Here is a 21,645-nt window from a genome sequence, read left to right on the forward strand (position 1 = left end):
TTATGCATTTGGAATTTCTACTTCGATATGAACCCCTCTATATCTCACACCATAAAACCTTATGGATGAATACTTAATATCGTGGGAAAATTTTTCTAATGCTTTTATGTAAAATTGTATAAATGCTTGTTTCACATTTCTTGTCCGTTCAGTTAGATTTTCCTTAAATTTTTCTTGACTCAATAATCCTAATAGCATATCTGAATGCAGCTTAACAATCTCTTTCCTCAAGTTATTAAGTACTATTAACTCATTCATCATTCTATTCGAAATAACAACCTGACAATTATCTGTGTGTATTCTAAAATATCCTTTACCTAGCAATACTACATTAACAATCAGATCAAACAATCCCTCCCTATCTTTTAAAGATGAATAATATAACACTTCAAAAATCACATATAAATTCTCCAATACTCTCTCATTTTTAACATCAAAACTTTTAATTTTTGATATTTCCTTTTTTAATGAATTTGAAGTATAGTAAAAGGTATTTTCTTTTTCTAGCATGGAATTAGATAGACCAATTCCATTATCCGATATAGAAAACTTAGTCGCAAACCTATCTGAAAACATCAATGCATAAGTCTCCGAATTAGAGTGCATAACTCCATTTGTTATTAACTCAGAAAGAATATCTATGAATGAATTGTGCTGTTGACTAGTATATTCATTTTCGAATAACAAATCTCCAAAATGCTCTTTTACTTTATAAGTAAAATGAGAATTTAAGTAATCTCTTTTTTCTTCATCTCTCTCAAATCGTAACAGTTGCTCCTTTAATCCATCCTCATGTAAAGAATAAGCTCTTACTCTATGTTCGCTTCTTTGTGTTTTTCCTAAGAATGCTCCTAAATAGTTATCATTAAATTCAACAACGTTCCTTCCAAAAGGAAATATTGGATTATTATTATTTCCTGCAACATTAAAAAAATCAGCTCTATAAAGAAATTCTAAAACAGATTTTGTCGCACTATTATTAAATAAAAGTAATTTCAATGGCTCTTTATGGTATTTACACAACTGTTCCATTAAACTTAGTAACAATGGTATTGATATTGGATCTATTCTATATGTAGAATCAAACTCCTTTTCATCTCCATTTTCAAACATTTTAAAGACAACTTTATTCGTTGGATCTTTATATGAAGTGGCAACACTCTGTAAAAAATCAGTATAAAACCGATACGGAGTAAGTGGTTTATCACTTTTTAATATTGGTATAATTGTATCCATTAACTGATAATTTTTATAAAATTAATCAATCAAGCTTCCTTAATTCATCCTAATTATACACTTAAGGTATAACACGTTAAAGAAACTTCTTTTCGTAAAATAAAAGTAAAACTATTCCCCCAAAGTTTATTTACATATTCTAGCTTATTTCCCTTAGAATCAATCTAAATTTATTTAACCTTTTGAAATCTATTATTCAATTACAGTTATACATATAAAAAAAGCCCCATTTATTGGGGCTTTCAGAGAGTTTTAGCAATGAATGCATACACTTCTATTTCTTCTGTAAAATCTTTAAAAAAGATTAGCAGTATAGGTAAAACATAGCTAATTAATTCTTATAAGCTTATGAGTACTATATTCTCCATTCCAGACAATCAATTTTAGTATATACATACCGGGAGTACATCCTGACATATCTAAAACTGTATTCCCATTTAATTCTCCCTGCATCAGAACCTTTCCACTCAAATCGTAAATTGCATAGCTTGACCAATTCTCCTGTTTTGCAAATTCAATGTTCACAAAATCTTTCACAGGATTAGGGTAAATTCTAATTTGCTGTTCTTCAAGCTGATCATCAATGCCTGTAATAATAATTGATTCCGTAGTAAATGATAGTTCAGAACTTAAGGTAATTTTTTCACTATCAACCACTCTCAATTGGCAATAATAGGTGGTCTCAGATTTCAAATTACTCAATTGATAATTAACTCGTTCTGATACAATTCCAGTATATGATTTTAGCTTTACTGAATTGTTGTAAGTACCACTTTCAAGGCCATAATCCAGGTAGAGATCAATAGAATCTAATTTTGAGACGATTTGAGCTGTTAAAGTTGCCGTGGTATCAGTAGGGTTGGCTTGAAAACTATTAATACGAAGAAGTTCATCATATGGAACTTTTGATTTGATAATGGAACCATTATCACCGTACAAATAAATATCCAAATCATTAATTTCTATTGCATTAATTCCATACAAGCGATAAACATTCTTCCAACTGCTTCCGCCATCTGTAGTTTGATACAATTGGCCTTCTTCATCTAATATGTAACCTACATTGTTAGAGTAAAACCTTACATATTCGTAATATTCGTATGGAATATCAAGCTTTTCCCATGTAGAACCACCTGTTGTTGTTTTATATATCAATGAATTATCTCCTACAAAATAGCCAACCGATTCATTCAAAAAATGAAATGATTTAATATCCTCTGTAATTTCAAAAACAATATTCCATGTTTCACCAGCATCTGTGGTCTTATAAATTCTGTTGTAATAATTGCCAAGATTTCTGGCATAAGCAACCTGATCGTTCACAAACTGAACTTCTCCAAAACGAATAGACGATAATTTTTTCCAACTCTCTCCACCATCAACTGTTTTCATCAAGCCAGAATCAAAGCTACCAGCTCCCCATACAAATCCAGTATCTTGATTAAAAAATTGAATTCCTCTTAGGCCATCTCTAATAACCGCATCACCCTTATTCATTTTAACCCATTTTTTCCCTCCATCAATTGTTTTAAATACTGAGCCACTAGGTGAATAACTTCCTCCTCCAATTGAATAGCCAATATTTTCATTGATAAAACATAGACCATTAGCCCATTCATAATGAGAAGGTGATCCGATCCACTCCCAATTGTTACCTCCATCAGTTGTCTTGTAAGTATCACTTCCAACTTCAATAAATCCAAGTTCATTAGATACCATTTGCAGATCATCAACTCTATTATAGAAATCAGAATAGTCTTCCCAGTTTACTCCTCCATCTATTGTCTTTAATATTCTACCTTTTAAACCAGTTGCATATCCTATTTTCTCATTGATAAAAAAGATACCATAGAGATCATTGGCATACTTTCTACCATTGGGACCCATCCATTCCCAGGTTTTTCCTCCATCTAGTGTTTTGTGCATAGCCCCATGATCACAGGCCATAAAGCCAATGTTTTCATTAAGAAAATGCAAAGAGTATGCAGCGTCCGATGGACTAGAAATTTTATTCCATGTTTCACCTCCATCAGTGGTTTTAAGGATGTCGTTATGCTCCTGGCTGGCATATCCAATATCTTCATTTACAAATGTAATTCTGAAGAAATCAGAAGGAAAGGTATTCGTACTCTCCGTTACGTACCAGCTTTCACCTCCATCGATGGTTTTTAATATCGTACCACCTGAGCAAGCTACATGCCCAACTTTTGAGCTGGTAAAATATGCATCTTCAACATTACCCCCATCAATATTCAATATTTCCCAATCGGCTCCCCCATTATAACTCTTGTAAAGTTTATCCTTACTGGTAATAAAAATGGAATCACGATGAATAAGATTAATTGAATTGAGCTGCCCCTTTAAATTAGTTTCCAATTGATTCCAGCCTCCTCCATTGTGTGTGGATTTATAAATAGCTCCAGACTTTCCTATAATGTATCCAAACGAATCATAAAAAGCCATCCTGTAACCATTGGAAATCTTCATTTTAATTTCCCAGCTAAGACCTCCATCTTTTGTTTGTAACAATTCCTTGTCATTCACGACAAAACCAATGTTACGATTCACAAAGTGTATGTCTACTCCTGCATATCCCGAAGGTTTCGGACTAAGTCTTATCCAATCGTCCTCAGCTTCTGGCGTTGGTTCTTCATTATAAGTTGCATAAAAGGATTTTTCTGATTCACATCCAAATTCATTTTTAACCTGAACAGAATGCCATCCCTCTTCGGATACTTCAATTGATGACGTGGTTTCTCCGGTGCTCCATTCATATGATTTGAACTCACCAGCTTCAACCTGAACAGCCCCTCCAGATTCGATCAGAACTGTATCTGCTATTGCAATCACTGGCAATTCAACAATATTCACGAAAGTTGAATCAGATAACGAACAGGCAAATTCATTTTCTACTTCAAGTTTACACCAGCCCTCTTTTTCTAAAAAGGTATAGTTGATGGTATCTCCCGTACTCCATAGATATGATGAATGGATGTCATCTACTTTTATTTCTGCGCCCCAACATACCGTTGTGTCATTTTCCATTACCAATTCTGGTAAGGGATTGATAACAATTTCGCGAGTAATTTTATCCGTTTTGTTCTTGTAATGAGCAATTAATTGCACCTGATAAGTACCGGCTTCATCATAGGTAAATTCCGGGTTTAGTTCCGTTGAACTACTCCCTTCCCCAAATAGCCATTCAACAGATTCCAATTCATAGTCGTTGGTAACTTTAAAATGAGTAGGTGACTTCTGACAGGTGTTTTGATAGGTAAAACTTGTTTTGAAAAAGTAGTTGGAAATAAAATTAGGGGTGAAATTCACAAAAGAACTACCTCCCTGTAAGTAAAGTCCATTTTGTTCCACAATCACCTCACTACCATTAGCATTGGCATTGGAAACCACTCCCAGATGTTCTGTTCCTCCACCACCTCCACCTTTGGTAATATACAGGTTGCCATCAGGAGCCAATTGTATTTGGCTAAACATGTTATAGGTTCCTCCGGGAAGAGAATGCCTGGAGTTTACAATTGAATCTGTTATTGGATTACTTATATCATATTGACTAAGTCCACCTCCTAATACTACATAAACTTTTCTTCCATCCGGAGAGAATTCTATTCCCACAGATCCTGTTTGGTCCTCATGTCTAATATACTTCGGATTCATTAATAATCCACTGGACTTGTTAAAATCCAATAATGTAAAAATTAGCTCTTCCGAAGCCATGCCATCACTGCAACTGGCAACGAATTTTCCATCAGGTGAAAATTTCATTTGTCCGGACCAATATCCATCATTAATGCCAATCTGATTGACTATGGGATCTTGGGAAACTCCATTTTCTGTTATTAAAAAGGAGTAATATATGTTATCGTATCGTTTGCTTGTTAACAACCATATATCTCTACCATTTTCATGCATTGTTGCACAAATCATATTTGTTGTGCTATCAATTAACCTGGTGCTTTTATTTACCACCTTTCCCAAACCGCCTTCAAGTGATAAATCCAACTCTGTTAAATAAAGACCTGAAGTTTCTTGTCCATTCCATGGATCGGTGGTAAAAATATAAAATTGATCATCTGTACCAGGCTTAGGAATGGCAATTGATTCCTGCGTACTATTCTGGCTATGAGTTGGTATCAAATCTTCACCATTTGTCATTAAAGAGTGATTTCGGTTCCAAACAGAATATCCGTCAGAATAAAACAACAAAGAACCATTGGAATCACTCATAACAGCCATTCCTCGATTCAAGTGCTGTGCAAAATTAAATCTCACAGAAGGTAATCCATTCGAAAAGTCCAATTGATAATTATCAAAAGCCATGATATTGGCTTCTTTTTGACCCATAGTCAAGGTTGATAATAAACACAATAATGTCAGGAGTATAAGTTTATTCATAGATGTAATTTTGTTTCAATTTTCATCCTAAAATTAAAACTAATCCCTTTAAACTTATTTCCATACTCTAACTTTATCCACTTAGAATGAATCTAAATTTATTTAACTTTTTAAAATCTATTATTCAATTACAGTTGTACATATAAAAAAAGCCCCATTTACTGGGGCTTTCAGAGAGATTAGAATTGAGTGATTCAAACTTCCGTTTCGCTTTCCACATGCAGTTCTTCCAATATGAAGGTAATGTCGAAATGCATGCAGTGGTCGGCTTCTAACATGAACACTCTTTTCTCTTGCTTGTAGGACTCTTTGGTGAACACAAGGCTATGCTGTCCGGCTGCCACATTGTAGAAATAGAACTGTCCTTTTTTGCCACCTTTCTTTACTGGTTTCTCTTCATCCAACTGTATCCATACATCGCTTACTGGTTCGCCTTTTTCATTTTTAAAGCTGCCTGTAATCACCTTGGTTTTCTTTGGCAAGGCATCGGTGTGTATAGAATTTAGGAAAGCCTTGTACAAGTCAGGATTGGTATCGGCAAAATTCGAACGCATATTTGGCTTAATAGAATCGCATAATAAACGCTTAAATGCCTTCAGTTCTGCTTCAATCTCTTTATTTAGATCCTTCTGTCGCAACCTAAATTCTTCAGGGCCAAACAAAATATCCAATGCCGCGGCATGCTTTGCTTCCAAAGCAGCCAGGCGCTCATCGGTAATTCCCGCTTCAGCCCTTTCGGCTGGAGCATCCTTCATTACCGTAATCATTTTTTCCACACTGGAAATCACTTTCTCATCACGAGCTTTAGTCAAATCAGATTTTTTACAGTCTTCAATTTTCTGAAAAGGAACAAATTTCTTGTAGTTTCCATAACTGCTCAACATGCCTTCTATATTGGCCGCATCAGCAATTAAATCGTCAAAGATATCCTCCTTGTTCTGGGTTAATACCTTGCTGTTTTTTTCCTCTTCCTTTACTTTCGCTGCAATACCTGTGTGATATGCCACGGCATCTTCCAACATTGCCCACAAAAGCGGAACTAACTTCAATTCTTCTTCATTTTCATTTTTGAATGCAATGAGTCTGATCAATTGCTCAAAAATTGCTTTTTCATTGTTATTCATAATGCTCTCCTTTTTTTAAGCGAGCCCAACATCGGGCATCACCAATTGTTATTTGTTTATTATTAATTACTTCCATTAGCTCTTAAGTCGATTTCCATACCCCCTTAACTCAATTTCCACTACCTCTTAGGTCGATTTCCATACCCTCTTAACTCAATTTCCACTACCCCTTAAGTCGATTTCCATACCCCCTTAACTCAATTTCCACTACCCCTCAAGTCGATTTCAATACCCCCTTAACTCAATTTCCACTACCCCTCAAGTCGATTTACATACTCCCTTAACTCAATTTCCACTACCCCTCAAGTCGATTTCCATACCCCCTTAACTCAATTTCCACTACCCCTTAAGTCGATTTCCATACCCCCTTAACTCAATTTCCACTACCCCTCAAGTCGATTTACATACTCCCTTAACTCAATTTCCACTACCCCTCAAGTCGATTTACATACTCCCTTAACTCAATTTCCACTACCCCTCAAGTCGATTTACATACTCCCTTAACTCAATTTCCACTACCCCTCAAGTCGATTTCCACACCTTCTTAAGCCAATTGTGATGGTGGTTAAACTTCTTTGTGGGTGGTAAGCCCACTCTATTTTCAGCTCTGTTCAGCAACTTCTGTAATGCTTCTCCCTATTTGTTTTGTAGTATTGATTGATTTCGGGAGTTCCTGGAAGAGAATTGGGTGCTTCTGAATCGTTTCCTTATGCTTGCAACCCAAATGCACATGGTACACGAACATTGGTAATCTGCTTTAAGGAGTGATTTTGGGACCTGAAACGATATTTTGGAAGATTGTGAGTCTAATTCCGCGGTATAGGAATTGGCTCACCTACGCACCAGAAGGGGTGCGCATATTGGGATGATTGAAATTTTCAAGACACCGTGGTCAGCGGTTTTCTGTAGTTTTTGTTTGGTTTTCATTAGAAGGAATTTTAGTTCAGTGTTCAAGCCTTATGCTCTGCTCCTCTTTCGATCTTCACCTTCTCTATTGAACAAGTACTAATTTATGTACTTTATTCAAATGAACCAATAGTTTAATTAAAATTAAATAGAATGTCGGTGTGAAATATATCACACTTGACCACTTCACCTTGGCCCTCTTTTGAGGAAAGGAAACAGATTTCGTCGCAAATCAACGAACCATTCCTTATCTGCATTGTAGTTACGACGAATTGTTGTACCCAACCATACCCGGGGCGCTGCCCCAGGCTATAATGATTTGAGCCCTACAGGCTCTTCCTTTTCCTTAGTCCGCCATAGCTTTAGCGAAGGAGGAGCTTTGTAGAATCCCTTTATTTTCCTTTGTGGTTTTTCTTTTTCTAATCACCTCTCTTCTTGCAATTAATTCTTCAATGCCAGCCTTACTAAATGAGTATGCTTGGGCAATGGAATAAAAGTCCATAGCAATGATTTTTCTAGCAGCGGTCTCTATTTCGCTGTCATTTTCACAAAAAGGCGGAGGTCTCACCGATAAGCTGAAGGGCTGAACGATGCGTTGCTCAAAATTCGATAAGGTTTAGACTTCAAGTTTTCCAGCCCTATCTTAAACTATAGCAAAGGTCTAAAGGTAAAAAGTGCTTTAGGCTGAGTGGCCAACCACCTTATATAAAATCCCCATGTAGGGTGTTATGAGAGCTCTCCCTGCTAGTGTTTGCAAGCAAGGATGGTACTCGATTAGCAACTTTATTTTTCAGCTAATACCCAATCGTTATTCACTTTTTTCACCATTAAATTAGGTAAGCTTTTCTCTTTAAAAAAAATAATCAATTTCCCTTCATTTTCATTTCCTTGAAATGATACGTTAAAATCTTCAATTTTGTAATCTCCGAATTCAGAATCAAATATTTTAGAGTATCTATTCAATAATTGATTTTTTTTCTCTTTTGTCATTTTATCCCAATCATCTTGAAGATACCCATCTTTAAATTTTTCAAAACTTTGATTTTTGATCCCAGACAACCAATTTTTGAACATCGTTACAGGAGTATTTAAATTTTCCTCTCTATTTTGAGAATAACAAGTAAATGTTATGAAACAAAGGAATAGTATTGTAGTAAATTTTATAAACTTCATTTTATTGTTGTTAACGGCCCGAATAAAAGGCGTTAGGAATTCAAATTAAAAGCCCCCTACCCGAACCAATTCTTTCTAAAGATAGAGAATCTATCGAATCAACTCACACTCATAATAACTTTTATTTATTGGGTACGTGCCAGTATTCTGATTCTGAAATAGAATCAAGTTTTAACATACTACTAATCGAATCTTTGTCAAGCTGATTCGGATATTGTTCAATCATCCAACTATATGCGAATGATTCAGTCCAATATTGGTCAAGTAGTTAAAATACCTGATCATAAATTTTTTGGTGGAATTGTGCTGTATTGCTGCAATTCCACGTCAAGCTGTAAAAGCTTTTTAATTGTATCATTTTCAAAGCTTAAAGGATATTCTCTTACACTTGCATAATCCAAATAGATTCTTTGAATATCCTCTAAAAGTGTCATAACTTGTGTTGCATTACCTTCTTTATCTCTTCTTTGCCAGAATTTATAATAATATCCCGTGTCAATTCGAATAGTCTATACCACGCTTCTAGCCTGTATACCATACATTCTTAGAATTTGTGAAGATTCTTTCTCTCTAAGAGCTTGTCCTGATTTAACGGGAAGACTGATTGAATGAGATATTTGAAATAACCTCACCTCAATCCTCTCCTTGAGGAGAGGAAGTAGTCTGCATATGAAATAAAGTCTGTGTTTGTTATTTGTCAAGCCATCCTCAGAACAGTAGATTCCGTCGCAAATCAACCAAGCATTCCTAATCAAGATTGCAGTTGCGACGAATTGTTGTACCCAACCATACCTGGGGCGCTGCCCCAGGCTATAATGATTTGAGCCCTACAGGCTCCTCCTTTTCCTTAGTCCGCCATAGCTTTAGCGAAGGAGGAGCTTTGTAAAATCCCTTGGTTTACCTTTTTAATGAAACACAAAAAAAAGCCCTCGGCAATTACCGAAGGCTTTCCATATGTAGGTGTTTTTTTACAATTATAAGTATTCTTTAGGCTCAATTTCGTTTCTAAGAACCATGTAACCATTCATTGCAAGAGCTTTCATTTCATCCTCGCCAGGATAAACCACCACTGGTGCAATAAATGAAACCATATCTTTGATGTAGTTCACCAAATCAGGGTTATGAGCAATACCACCTGTTAATAGAATTCCTTCTACTTCACCTTTCAATACAGCAGCCATTTCACCAATTGCTTTAGCTACCTGGTACGACATTGCATCCTGAATCAATTTAGCTTTTGCATCACCATCTTTGGCTTTCAACTCTACCTCGTAAGCATCGTTGGTTCCCAAATGAGCTACCAATCCACCTTCTCCTTTGATCATCTTCTTGATCTCATCAAGGGTGTATTTTCCGCTAAAACACATCTTGGCCAAAGCTCCTGTTGGCAATGAACCTGAGCGCTCTGGTGAAAAAGGTCCTTCTCCGTCCAATGCGTTGTTTACGTCAACTACTTTACCTTTAAGGTGAGCACCAACCGAAATACCACCACCCAAGTGTGCTACAATTACGTTGATGTCTTCGTATTTTTTATCGATAGATTGTGCAAATGCACGTCCAATTGCTTTTTGATTCAAAGCATGGAAAATAGATACTCTTTGGAATTCAGGATGACCTGACACTCTAGCTACATCAATCATTTCATCAACCACTACTGGATCGGCGATGTAAGCTTTTGCATTTGGCAATGATTTTGCAATATTGTCTGCAATCAATCCACCCAAATTACTAGCGTGTTCTCCAAGAATACCCACTCTTAGGTCTTCCTTCAAACGATCGTTCACTTCATAAATTCCAGATTCGATTGGCTTAACCAATCCTCCACGACCAACTACAGCTTCAATTAGGTCAATTTGAATTTCTGCATCAACCATTTCTTTCATGATGATATTCTTACGAAATTCGAATTGCTCTGTTATTTGATTGAATTCTGCCAATTCTTCCGCGGTATGCTTGATATTTTTCAAGAAAACTGATTTATCACCTTGAAATACAGCAATTTTAGTAGATGTTGATCCGGGATTAATTGCTAAGATTCTACGAGTTTCCATTAGTTATAAAAGTATGTTTGTGTTTAAGTTGTGATTATTGAGTGCAAAAATATTAAACCAAATTAGAATTTAATAGGTTTTACACAGTATTTACATGCAAATTTACAATTAAAATTGATTTTAAGTTACAATTTAAAATCATTTCCCTGTAAATACTGAACATTTGAAGAAAGACAGGACAAAAAAAGCTGATTAAAAAATCAGCTCCACTCTTGATATTTTGGTAAGTCATCTAATGCCATGCGTTCTGGTCGTGCCTCAAAGTGATTGAACAAATCTCTATCTGGCCATTCTTTCACTGATCTTAATACTCTACTCATCAGAACACTCAAATCCCTGGTAAAGTCAGATCCACGCCAAGTAGATGAGTTGGTAACGATCACAAAGCTATATCCTCCAACCTGATGTTTCATTAATGCTGAAGAGCCTGCCAAAGTACCCGTTCTCCACCAAGTGTTGGTTCTTGTTCCCTTCCAACCAATCGGACTGAGTCCTTTCTTGCTTGGTTTGGTCATGTAAGCAATGCTTTTGGCCGATAAAATATCTGGATGAGTATCATCTCCATCGATAGCCAATAAAAACTTCATTAGTTCTGCCGCCGAAGCAACCCAACCGCCTGCTCCACCCAATTCTTCAATATTGTTTCCACCATTCGATCGGAAAACTGTTTTTCCAGATCCATCGAATGCTGAAATTTTAATGGCATTGGATTGTTCGTAATATTTCACCTCATTCGGATAATGATCCTTCTCAAGATTTTTTCCCAAATGCATATCAAACACACCAGCAGGATTCAATACATGAGCTTTTACATAGTCTTCGTAGTTTTCTCCAGAGGCTTTTTCGATTACCTTTTCAAGCATTACATATCCCAAGTTGGAATAACCGCCTCTACTTCCTGGAGTAAAATGCAATCGTCTTGATAAAGCAAATTGAATGGTTGTTTCTGCCGAGATAGGCGGTTTCACCTTCATTTTTTTAGCAATTGACAAAGGCAAGAACATCGGATCGCCATACTTGCTTGAATAACCTGCCGAATGTCTTAACAAATGCTCTACAGTAATTTTCTTGGTTCTCTTGTCTTTAATATTGGAATAGATGGAGTCATTTAAAATTCCATATTCTCCAAAAACACAATCATCCAAATTAAGCTTTCCCTCTTCTTGCAGTTTCATAATTGCCGTGGCAGTAATCAATTTTGAAACACTGGCAATTCTAAAAATGTGAGAAGGTTCCACTTCTATTTCTTTTTCCACATCAGCATATCCATAGCCTTTGGCAAACAAAAGTTTTTGGTCTTTAACCACTGCTACCGTTGCTCCAGCCACCTCCCATTTGTTTAGGAATCGCTTAATTAAGCGATCAGCTCGAGCTGTTTCTACACTTTCTGATAGATTATTTGATATTCTGTGAGATACCGCCTCGATGCTACTATCAAAGGCCAGCACATTAGTTCCTTGTTTTGAGAAACTAAAATTCCGGTCGCAAAAGACCAGAAACAATACTATAAGGAAAGAAAATATTCTTCTTATTACCATTCAATAAATATTCGTTAAACATGCACTTCCAACATCACAACTCATTCCAACAACAAGTTAACATGTTCTTTTCTACTCAATTCGCTACAAAAATGTTTATATTTTTTTGAAATTCAATTCTAAATTAGAACCATTTTAAAAATAGCAATAATTTATTCATTTATCACAAAAAGAATTGACTTTATCACTAAAATGTAAAATCTCACCACTTCCACACAAGGTCAATAATCTAATTTAGATCCAATATCAACAGTTATTTGTTTTTAGTGCAAGTTCTCAATTCAAACAATAAAGACTTAATAACGCCTGTAATTCTAGAATATTTTGCAGATAATGCTTATTTTTTAGTTTTCAGAACAGGAACAGTTTTCGCCAACTTTATAAATTCGTACATTTTCATCAAATCCTTTAACCTGTACTTCTCCCAAATCATCAAAACAGCCTTTACAATTAAGCGTTTCAACAAATTGCTCACTCACCAAAAACTGAGTTTTAAATCTTTTGTTGAGCTGCTCAATTCGGGAAGCCAAGATTACATTTTTACCAGCGATGGAAAACTGTTTTCTGATTTCATTGCCAATATTTCCCGTAATTACTTCACCAGAATGCAAGCCAATTCCAACTCTGGTGTTGTTGCCATTCTGGTCTGTCCTAAGGTGATTAATGGCTTCCATAATTTCCAAACCTGCATTTAAAGAATCTTTGGCGTGATTTTCATTTTTAACTGCGATACCAAATGAAGCCATAAATCCATCACCCAGAATCTGGTGAATAATGCCATTGTGCTTTTCTATAATTCGGATTAAAGGATCGAATATGGCATTCTGAAATTCAATGGTTTCTTCCGGACTTTGATGATCTGCCATAACGGTAAAATTTCGAATATCCAGAAACATGATTGATCCAACCACCTTGTGTCCGACAACTTCATTTCTCTTAACCATCAATTCATTGGCAACTCCTTTTGATAACTGCTGCCCTAGCAATGATTCAATCTCCTTCTGTTCTTCTATGCTGTTGAGGTAACTATTGACCCGCTTTTTAATTTCCAATGCCACGATTCCTGCCACCAAACCTCCTATTACCAGTCCAATGCTTCGCATGGTGTAAATCTCTTGCAATTGAATCACATCTTGTTCGGGTTGAAGATATTCAATCCCCCAAAATGCAACTAAAAAATATCCCAGACCCGCCAAAACACCAGCTCCTAAAGAAATTTTAAAATCCAGGTGCATTGCCGAAAGCATAAGCAACAAAAAATAAAACATCAGTCCATCATATTCCAATATTAATAGAGAGTAATCGAATTTTATTGTATGATATAGCACAATGGCAGGCAGCCCAAATTCCACCAATATATTTAGAAGCAGAATTTTTTTAGGTATCTGAATATTATTCTTAATCGCATGCCCCAATCGAAAATAAACGCTTAGTTCGAATACACAAAACAACACCCACCAAAACAACAAGTTTCCAATGAATTGATCCTGATTTAAGAAGTTTCGCAACAGATTCGGAACCAAAAAATGAAGAACTGGAAGAATCAGAGACCCAATAATAAAAAGCCCTAAAATGATTCCCACTCTTTTTCGCTCTATCCTTAAAAATTCGGGATGCAACAACTCATTAAAATGATCATGACGATGAAACATGGTTCTATAATTTATTTACTATTTACATATACCTCTCTTCTCTTGACTTTGATTTCAGTCTTATTTTTTCAGCGATTTCAGGGTATTTTTTTAACACCATATCGAACTCTTTCTTTTGAAGTTCATACAAATCAGAATATCCTACCGATTTCACGCTTGCAGTTCTGGTTGTCTTTTTGAATAAGGCTATTTCTCCCATAAAATCACCTTTCTTTAAAAGTGTTAACTGTCTTGATTCATCCGCCGACAATACTTTCAAGCTTCCTTTTTGTACAAAGAACATCGAATTTGCAGAATCTCCCGTCCGAAACAAATAATCACCAGGAGTAAGTATCATAGGAGTTAGATACTGTGCAATATCTCTTATAAAATGATCATCCACACAGTCAAATAATGGGATATCACAAATTATATTCTTTTTAAACTCAAATTGCAGTTCACTCTTTAAGCCATATGGCAAAGCATCCATTAAATCCGATTCATCGTACCCTAACTTTTGCCTCCACTCATAAGTAAAGTAATCCCTAATTCTATTCTCTAACTCTTTTGATATCTGATGGTAGTGAATTAATGCACGGAGTTTTTCAATATTATTAAGAAAACGTTGCTCGGCAGGGTTCCTTTTCGTGAAGATTCCCACCACTGATCCAACAAAAATGGCCAGAACACCAACACCCATAATTTGCAACAAAATGGTAAACAACATCTCTACATTCCCATGCGGCACAATATCACCATAACCAACTGAAGTAAGCGTTGTTACCACCCAATACAAGGACTGCACATAATTGTCAACAAAGGACATATGCGATTCAAATCCGTGAATGGATATCCAAATACAGGACAACCAATGTGTAAAAAGAAAGAATCCTAATATTAGAAAGCCAAAAGAAATACGTGATGAAAATCGAAGGTTTCTGATTTGAAAATAGCGAGCCGTTCTAATCACCCTTACCCATTTGAATAATCTGAATAATTGAAATACTGGATTCGAAAACATCACTGCATAAGGCAATATTGCCAATAAATCAGTGATGAAGAATTTACTTGATGAATAGGTATCCCAATAAACATCTTTTAAAAAGGTATGATTTTTAATTCCTCGATATCGCAGAATGCTAACAACCAAGTCAAGAAAATAGAGCAAGGATATAATTAGATCGAGCGTTTTATACCATTCGAGTCCCCTCAAATTAAAGAGGAAGTCCAAGGGCATTAAACTCACTTGCAGCAGAACGGCCACAATGATTAAGATTCTCCAAGCAGAATTATAAATTGACTTAAAGTAGTTCACAGACATTTGGATTAGAGTTCTTCAAAATAAATTGAATCTTATCGATTGCTCCAATAAAAATAGACAAAAGCTCTATATTTATCGGTAAACTGCTTTTAGTTTCAATAGAAACTAGGCAACCTTTCTGTACCTGTTAACAGCAATACTAACCGATACAATTGCAAATATTCCCAATATTAAAACTTCTTTTACAATATCCATAAAACCTGATCCTTTCAATAATATCATTCGAATAATTTTAATAAAATATGCAATCGGGTTAAAATAATTGAGTTTCTGGCCCCAATCAGGCATACTCTCAACTGGAGTAAACAAACCACTCATCAATAAAAATATAACCATAAAGAACCACGCAATAAACATAGCCTGTTGTTGTGTATTGGTTTGAGTAGAAATCAAAAGTCCAAACCCCAAGATGCCAATCAGGTAAACAAAAGCCACCAAATAAATGAGCCATACCGATCCTAAAAATGGAATCTTAAATAAAAATGCTGCAATTAGCAATCCAATACCAAGCTCAATAAAACCAATTAGCAAAAATGGTATCAATTTGGCGAGTAAAAACTGATATTTCTTAATTGGTGTTACATTGATCTGTTCTATGGTGCCAATTTCCTTTTCCCTTACCACATTCATTGCCGATAGAAACAAGCCAATAACCGTAACCAAAAGCACTAGCAAGCCTGGTAACATATATGGTATGTACTTCATTTCAGGATTAAACTGGTGTAAATAGCTTGACTCCACAATATGAACAGGTGTTCCGGTGTTTACTTCTTTGATACTTGCACTTACATTACGATTATAGTCCTGAATTACTGAGGAGATATAGGCATTATACAAACCCGCCGAACTTGCATTAATTGCATTTATCAACACCTGTATCGAAGCTCCGTTTTTCAAATCAACGGATTTTCCAAAATCATCATTAAATACAAGAATAGCGTCAATCTTATCTTTGTAGATCTCCTTCTCGGCTTCTTCCACCGAAAATCCTATTTCCTTTACCGTAAAAAAAGGTGATCCGTTAAACTTGGATATCAACTCTCGGGAATGACTTGAAAGATCTTTGTCCACAATATAAAGATTCGTGTTCTTCATATCGTATGTTGCAGCAAAAGACAAAACACAAAGTTGTAAAATTGGCATTGCAAAGATGATTGGCAACATGCTCTTGTTGCGAAAAATCTGCAAAAACTCTTTCTGTAATAGATATTTTAATATTCGCATAACTTCTTATTTCGTCATTACTGTAATCTGATTTTAAATTTCTTAAGACTTAATCCAATAAATCCCATTGTCATTGCTAATAAAATCAGTGTTTCCTTCCATACATATTCAAACCCAACGCCTTTAAGCATAATATTTTTAAGAATCACAATAAACCATTTGGGTGGTATAATATTGCTGATGACTTGTAATGGTAACGGCATATTTCTAATAGGGAATATAAAACCAGAAAGAATTATGGTTGGTAACATGAGTACAAACATAGAGAGCATCATTGCAACCTGCTGACTTTTGGCTACCGTAGAAATAAAAATCCCTATGGAAAGTGCCAAGAAAATAAACAAGATGCTTTCTGCCATCAAAAGAACAAAACTTCCTAAAACCGGTACCCCAAACACAAAGTAACCCATACCAACAATTACCAATGCGTTAATAAATGACAAGGCCAGATAAGGGGCTACTTTTCCGAGTATAATTTGCAACGGATTTAAGGGCGAGACCAGCAATATTTCCATGGTACCCAATTCTTTCTCTCGAGCAATGGAAATAGAAGTCATCATGGCTGAAACCAACATTAATATGGTAGCCATAATTCCTGGTACAAACATAAAAACACTTTCCAAGTTCGAATTAAAATACATTCTTGATTTTGCCTGAATGGCAGTGCCCATCTGCTTTTCTTTATTAATTTCAATATTGTAATTCTGCAGAATTCCTTGCAAATAGCTAACCTCCAAATTAGCCATATTGGGATCAGAAGCATCAGTTAAAATTTGAATGCTCCCTTTCGAGTCTTTAATTAATTTCTTCCCAAAATCTGGTTCAAATACTAAAATTAATTTCACATCTCCCTTTCTGAAAACAGCGTCTGCCTCATCAATAGATTTCAAATTATCTATTAATTGAAAATAGCCCGAAGATGTAATTTTGTTGATCATTTCAGTTGTATATTCATCCTTGGAATGATCGAGAACGGCCATTTTCACATCCTTTAAGTCTGTATTAATTACATATCCGAAAAGCATGATTTGCACAATAGGCATTCCAAACAGAATAAGCATAGACCGCTTATCGCGGAAAATATGATAGAACTCTTTTTTTAAAAATCCGAAAAATCGATTCATCTGTTACTAATTTTCTTGCGGTTTTATCACCTCTAGTTTTTAATCTACTCTATGTTTGTAGCCTTTCGAGCCAAAGCCAAAAACACTTGATCCATATCCTCAGCATTAAAATCTTCCTTCAATTTGGCTGGCGTGTCCAATGCTTCTATTTTTCCATCCACCATTATCGATACCCTATCGCAATATTCAGCTTCATCCATATAATGGGTAGTTACAAAAATTGTAATTCCCTGTCGCGAAGCCTCATAAATTAGATCCCAAAACTGCCTTCTTGTAACAGGATCAACTCCTCCTGTTGGTTCATCCAGAAATACAATTTCGGGATCGTGAAAAATAGCAACTGAAAATGCCAACTTTTGCTTCCATCCAAGAGGCAATGAACTGATGCGCTTATTTCGTGCATGCTGCAAATCCAATTTCTTCAACAAATCATCAGCTTTGCTATGAATTACTTCCTTTGATAAACCATAAATCCCTCCATAAAATCTGATATTTTCGAAAACGGTTAAGTCTTCGTAAAGCGAAAACTTTTGGCTCATGTAACCAATGTTTCTCTTCAATTGCTCGCGTTGTTTGTACACATCAAAACCAGCAACGCTAATTTCTCCTGAGCTAGGATAAGACAATCCGCATAATATTTTAATGGCTGTAGTTTTACCCGCACCATTTGCTCCTAAAAAACCAAAAATCTCACCTTTAGAAACCTCGAAAGACAAATTGTCATTTGCAGTAAAATCGCCAAATTTCTTACAAAGATTTTTAACCTTTATCACCTTAACGTCGCTATTCATGTCCATCGTTTTTTGTGCTTAATGCCATAAAACAATCTTCTATTCCCGGCTTTATTTGCTCTATTTCCAAATGTAATCGGCCTTTATCTTTGAGATAAGAATTGACTTCTTCCAATGAAAATTCTTTTCGTACATCGGTGTAATGCAAGCTTTGACCGAATAGAAATACCGAGTTTGTAAATTCAAACTCCCTTAAATCAAGTAAACTTTGGTAATTGTCATCACTTTTTATGGCATATAAATTTCTCTCGAACTGTCCAACAATTTCCTGTGGTGTATTCACTTGCAAAATTTCACCATCTTTAATCAAGGCGACTCTTTCACACAAGTTTGCTTCATCCATATAAGGCGTTGCAACTACAATGGTAATTCCTTTTGATTTTAAACTCTTTAGCATCTGCCAAAATTCACTTCTCGAGACTGCATCAACTCCAGTGGTTGGCTCATCCAGCAAAAGCACCTTGGGTTGATGAATTAGTGCACAACACAGTGCCAGTTTCTGTTTCATTCCTCCCGAAAGATTACCTGCCAAGCGATTTTTGAATGGTTCTATTTGCACCCAGATATCATGAATCATATCCATATTGTCTTCGATTCGCGTATCAAAAACCGTGGCAAAAAACTCAAGATTTTCAATTACACTTAAATCCTGATACAAAGAGAATTTTCCAGGCATATATCCCAGTAAGTTTCTTATTTGTTTGTAGCCTCCCACTATATCAATATCGCACATTTGTGCACTTCCAACATCTGGCAACAATAGTGTTGCAAGCAATCTAAAAAGAGTGGTTTTCCCGGCGCCATCAGGTCCAATTAGTCCAAATAGTTCCCCCGAATTTATATCCAAATTAATGTTCTTAAGCGCTTGAACATTTCCGTATGTTTTGGATAGGTTTTCTATGCTAATACCTGCATTCATAATCAATTAGAATCTAATTTCTCCGGGCATACCAATCTTCAGTCGGCCATCGTTTACAACTCTTACTTTTAAAGCATAAACCAATTTTACCCTCTCTTTTTTAGTTTGAATAATTTTTGGTGTGAATTCTGATTGAGATGATATCCAGGTTATTTCCCCCTCCAGACTTTCATTTTCTTCGGCATTTTTATCAATTATCACCTTCACTTTTTGACCAATCCTTACGCTGGGAAGCTGATCTCCTGAAATGTAAACTCTCAAATCCAAGGATCTTAAATCTGCCAACTTGAACAGTGGAGTTCCAGTATTTACCATTTCGAATGGTTCCTTATATTTCTCAAGTACTGTAGCAGCCTTCGGCACCATTATTTTACTCTTCTCAATCAAATCATTAATCGACTCTACTTGTTTATCCAGACTTTCAATACTTCCCAACACCTTAGCATTCTCAGTTTGCACCGATTTTATTTGCTTTTCAACAACCTGAATATTACCGTTGATATCATCTACTTCTTTAATCGAAACGGCCTTGTCGGCAAACATTTTATCAATTCGTTGCTTGTCTTTTTGCAATAAAACCAACTGTTCCTTATAAACATCAATTCTAGATATGATATTTTGAATTCCAGCGGCTATCGACTTACGCTGTGCTTTAAGTTGCTCTTTTTTTAGATACAGTTGAGTAGTATCAATGTATCCAACCAAACTCGCTTTCTGAAACACATCTCCTTCTTTAAGATGCAAAGCCATTATTTTCCCTGAATTCTCTGAAGAAATAGTATAATCTACAGCTTCAAAATTACCATATGCATCCGATAGCTGATCTCCATTGTTACAAGCACTCGCCAACACGGCAAGCATCAATCCGATATATAATTTCATTTGTTTCATTTCTATCTTATTTCTGTTTTTCCTAATATTCTTTTGTATTCAGCAATGGACTGGCTTAGTTGAATTTGATGATACTCCCTATTCAATTTCGCCTGCACTTCTTTATTTAATTCTTCCAAATAATCGCTTGATGTGATGATGCCATTTTCCAATTGTGACTCTGAACTTCTTACCACCTCTTCTTTTAATTCCACAATGGCATCATCCTTACTAATCAGAATCTCAAATTTTGAAATATTATTGAGTTCCTTTTTCAAATCAACAAGTTGATTTTTCTTAAAGCTAGATTCTTGGGTATCAATTATTTCTTTTTGAATATTGAATTTACGTTGATTCCGTCTACTTGCTTTCCAATCAAAAATATTCCAGCTAAGTCTTGCGCCTAACATATAATAAGAATCAAACTCGTCGCTAAGCTGGTTGTAGCCAGGCTGACCGTACCCAAATTGTCCGAATGCAGTTATGATTGGCATTCTGTTCTTCTTTTCAAGCTCGATTTTTTCATCCAACAAAAGTCTTTGATCCGAATACAATTTATATTCAGGCCTATCATTCAAATCATCACTTTTTAATAACACCTTCTCACCAAATACTTCACCACTTAAATTTTGGATATCAAAATTAGTCTCACGATTCATTAATTCAGCTAAGCTTTCAATAGCTGATTTTTCTGCTGCATCAAGCTCTTCCATTTGCTGATTTATTAGCAAAACCTCAGATTCCAGAACTTTTTGATTGGCTACAGCCATCATTCCACTTTTCACCGCTGAAGAAACCTGATGCAAACTAGCCAAAACTGTTTTTTTCTTCTCTTTTAAAATTGACTTGCTCTGTCGCAACAATAGAATACTAAAAAAGGCATCATTCACTCGTTCTCTTAATGCAAACATCTTAACCTCAACATTCTGAATATCAATTTCTGTAGAAATTTCATTGAGCTTCATTTGACTTTTTGTTCTTCCTCCATTATAAATTAATTGCTCAACATCCAGATTTAGGGAATATTGATCTTTCGGTGCTCCGAATGAATTTGTTCCCGATAATGGACTGCTTGTTACATCAGATTGGTAACTCATTTTACCGTTTGCATACAGTTGTGGCAGATAATTGACTCTTATATTCTCAAGACTTAAATCGTTTTGCCTCTGCAAAAGTTCTTTCCCCTTTATCAAAGGATAGTTTTTTTGCACTTCCATCTGAATTTGCTCTAAACTCAGCACCGCTTCCTGTCCGAAGCTTGTATGCACCACACTAACAAAAATCAGCAATAGCATACAGGTATTTCTAATCAGCGCTCCACTCATAA

At 35.6% G+C, this 21,645-nt stretch carries 15 protein-coding genes; all 15 read right to left on the reverse strand.

The genetic code is table 11. From position 1 onward, the window contains the following. Positions 1–1,236, reverse strand: coding sequence for a hypothetical protein (locus ACKPCA_RS09500; RefSeq protein WP_321278821.1), 1,236 nt, complete (start codon positions 1,234–1,236; stop codon positions 1–3). Positions 1,237–1,563: 327 nt separating this feature from the next. Then, positions 1,564–5,646, reverse strand: coding sequence for a YCF48-related protein (locus ACKPCA_RS09505; protein WP_321278822.1), 4,083 nt, complete (start codon positions 5,644–5,646; stop codon positions 1,564–1,566). Positions 5,647–5,840: 194 nt separating this feature from the next. Next, entirely contained in the window at positions 5,841–6,770 is a 930-nt protein-coding gene (locus ACKPCA_RS09510) for a hypothetical protein (RefSeq protein ID WP_321278823.1), read from the reverse strand. A gap of 1,252 nt (positions 6,771–8,022) precedes the next feature. Further along, positions 8,023–8,178 (reverse strand): hypothetical protein, encoded by a 156-nt coding sequence (locus tag ACKPCA_RS09515; protein ID WP_321278824.1) that lies wholly within the window; start codon positions 8,176–8,178, stop codon positions 8,023–8,025. Between the two features lie 281 nt (positions 8,179–8,459). After that, positions 8,460–8,849, reverse strand: a complete 390-nt coding sequence (locus ACKPCA_RS09520; protein ID WP_157471456.1) for a hypothetical protein — start codon at positions 8,847–8,849, stop codon at positions 8,460–8,462. A 974-nt stretch (positions 8,850–9,823) separates the two neighbouring features. After that, positions 9,824–10,900, reverse strand: coding sequence for a butyrate kinase (gene buk / locus ACKPCA_RS09525; RefSeq protein ID WP_054720585.1), 1,077 nt, complete (start codon positions 10,898–10,900; stop codon positions 9,824–9,826). Between the two features lie 200 nt (positions 10,901–11,100). Continuing rightward, the gene (locus tag ACKPCA_RS09530; protein ID WP_321278825.1) at positions 11,101–12,438 is read right to left on the reverse strand and encodes a serine hydrolase domain-containing protein; all 1,338 of its coding nucleotides are present in this window, start codon (positions 12,436–12,438) and stop codon (positions 11,101–11,103) included. 344 nt (positions 12,439–12,782) lie between these two features. Beyond that, positions 12,783–14,090 carry an adenylate/guanylate cyclase domain-containing protein gene (locus ACKPCA_RS09535; RefSeq protein WP_321278826.1) on the reverse strand — a complete coding sequence of 436 codons (1,308 nt, stop codon included), beginning with the start codon at positions 14,088–14,090 and terminating at the stop codon, positions 12,783–12,785. Between the two features lie 22 nt (positions 14,091–14,112). After that, positions 14,113–15,384 (reverse strand): cyclic nucleotide-gated ion channel, encoded by a 1,272-nt coding sequence (locus ACKPCA_RS09540; protein WP_321278828.1) that lies wholly within the window; start codon positions 15,382–15,384, stop codon positions 14,113–14,115. A gap of 111 nt (positions 15,385–15,495) precedes the next feature. Then, positions 15,496–16,614 (reverse strand): ABC transporter permease, encoded by a 1,119-nt coding sequence (locus tag ACKPCA_RS09545; protein WP_321278830.1) that lies wholly within the window; start codon positions 16,612–16,614, stop codon positions 15,496–15,498. 17 nt (positions 16,615–16,631) lie between these two features. Continuing rightward, positions 16,632–17,738, reverse strand: a complete 1,107-nt coding sequence (locus tag ACKPCA_RS09550; RefSeq protein WP_321278833.1) for an ABC transporter permease — start codon at positions 17,736–17,738, stop codon at positions 16,632–16,634. A 44-nt stretch (positions 17,739–17,782) separates the two neighbouring features. Next, on the reverse strand, positions 17,783–18,529 hold the full coding sequence (locus ACKPCA_RS09555) for an ABC transporter ATP-binding protein (RefSeq protein WP_321278835.1): 747 nt from the start codon (positions 18,527–18,529) through the stop codon (positions 17,783–17,785). Then, positions 18,522–19,448, reverse strand: a complete 927-nt coding sequence (locus tag ACKPCA_RS09560) for an ABC transporter ATP-binding protein (protein ID WP_321278836.1) — start codon at positions 19,446–19,448, stop codon at positions 18,522–18,524. Before ACKPCA_RS09560 ends, ACKPCA_RS09555 begins: the two co-directional genes overlap by 8 nt. A gap of 6 nt (positions 19,449–19,454) precedes the next feature. Next, positions 19,455–20,330, reverse strand: coding sequence for an HlyD family secretion protein (locus tag ACKPCA_RS09565; RefSeq protein WP_321278837.1), 876 nt, complete (start codon positions 20,328–20,330; stop codon positions 19,455–19,457). An 11-nt stretch (positions 20,331–20,341) separates the two neighbouring features. Beyond that, positions 20,342–21,643, reverse strand: coding sequence for a TolC family protein (locus ACKPCA_RS09570; RefSeq protein ID WP_321278840.1), 1,302 nt, complete (start codon positions 21,641–21,643; stop codon positions 20,342–20,344). Positions 21,644–21,645: the final 2 nt, after the last annotated feature.

Origin of the sequence: Marinifilum fragile, from assembly GCF_963677365.1 — a bacterium.
GTDB lineage: Bacteria > Bacteroidota > Bacteroidia > Bacteroidales > Marinifilaceae > Marinifilum > Marinifilum fragile.

Bases quoted from the DNA above. Each gene is read 5' to 3' on its own strand.
- ACKPCA_RS09530 (WP_321278825.1), bottom strand. From the start codon at position 12,438: ATGGTAATAAGAAGAATATTTTCTTTCCTTATAGTATTGTTTCTGGTC.
- ACKPCA_RS09565 (WP_321278837.1), bottom strand. From the start codon at position 20,330: ATGAAATTATATATCGGATTGATGCTTGCCGTGTTGGCGAGTGCTTGT.
- ACKPCA_RS09545 (WP_321278830.1), bottom strand. From the start codon at position 16,614: ATGCGAATATTAAAATATCTATTACAGAAAGAGTTTTTGCAGATTTTT.
- ACKPCA_RS09570 (WP_321278840.1), bottom strand. From the start codon at position 21,643: ATGAGTGGAGCGCTGATTAGAAATACCTGTATGCTATTGCTGATTTTT.
- ACKPCA_RS09510 (WP_321278823.1), bottom strand. From the start codon at position 6,770: ATGAATAACAATGAAAAAGCAATTTTTGAGCAATTGATCAGACTCATT.
- ACKPCA_RS09520 (WP_157471456.1), bottom strand. From the start codon at position 8,849: ATGAAGTTTATAAAATTTACTACAATACTATTCCTTTGTTTCATAACA.
- ACKPCA_RS09550 (WP_321278833.1), bottom strand. From the start codon at position 17,738: ATGAATCGATTTTTCGGATTTTTAAAAAAAGAGTTCTATCATATTTTC.
- ACKPCA_RS09500 (WP_321278821.1), bottom strand. From the start codon at position 1,236: ATGGATACAATTATACCAATATTAAAAAGTGATAAACCACTTACTCCG.
- buk (WP_054720585.1), bottom strand. From the start codon at position 10,900: ATGGAAACTCGTAGAATCTTAGCAATTAATCCCGGATCAACATCTACT.
- ACKPCA_RS09560 (WP_321278836.1), bottom strand. From the start codon at position 19,448: ATGAATGCAGGTATTAGCATAGAAAACCTATCCAAAACATACGGAAAT.
- ACKPCA_RS09515 (WP_321278824.1), bottom strand. From the start codon at position 8,178: ATGGACTTTTATTCCATTGCCCAAGCATACTCATTTAGTAAGGCTGGC.
- ACKPCA_RS09555 (WP_321278835.1), bottom strand. From the start codon at position 18,529: ATGAATAGCGACGTTAAGGTGATAAAGGTTAAAAATCTTTGTAAGAAA.
- ACKPCA_RS09535 (WP_321278826.1), bottom strand. From the start codon at position 14,090: ATGTTTCATCGTCATGATCATTTTAATGAGTTGTTGCATCCCGAATTT.
- ACKPCA_RS09505 (WP_321278822.1), bottom strand. From the start codon at position 5,646: ATGAATAAACTTATACTCCTGACATTATTGTGTTTATTATCAACCTTG.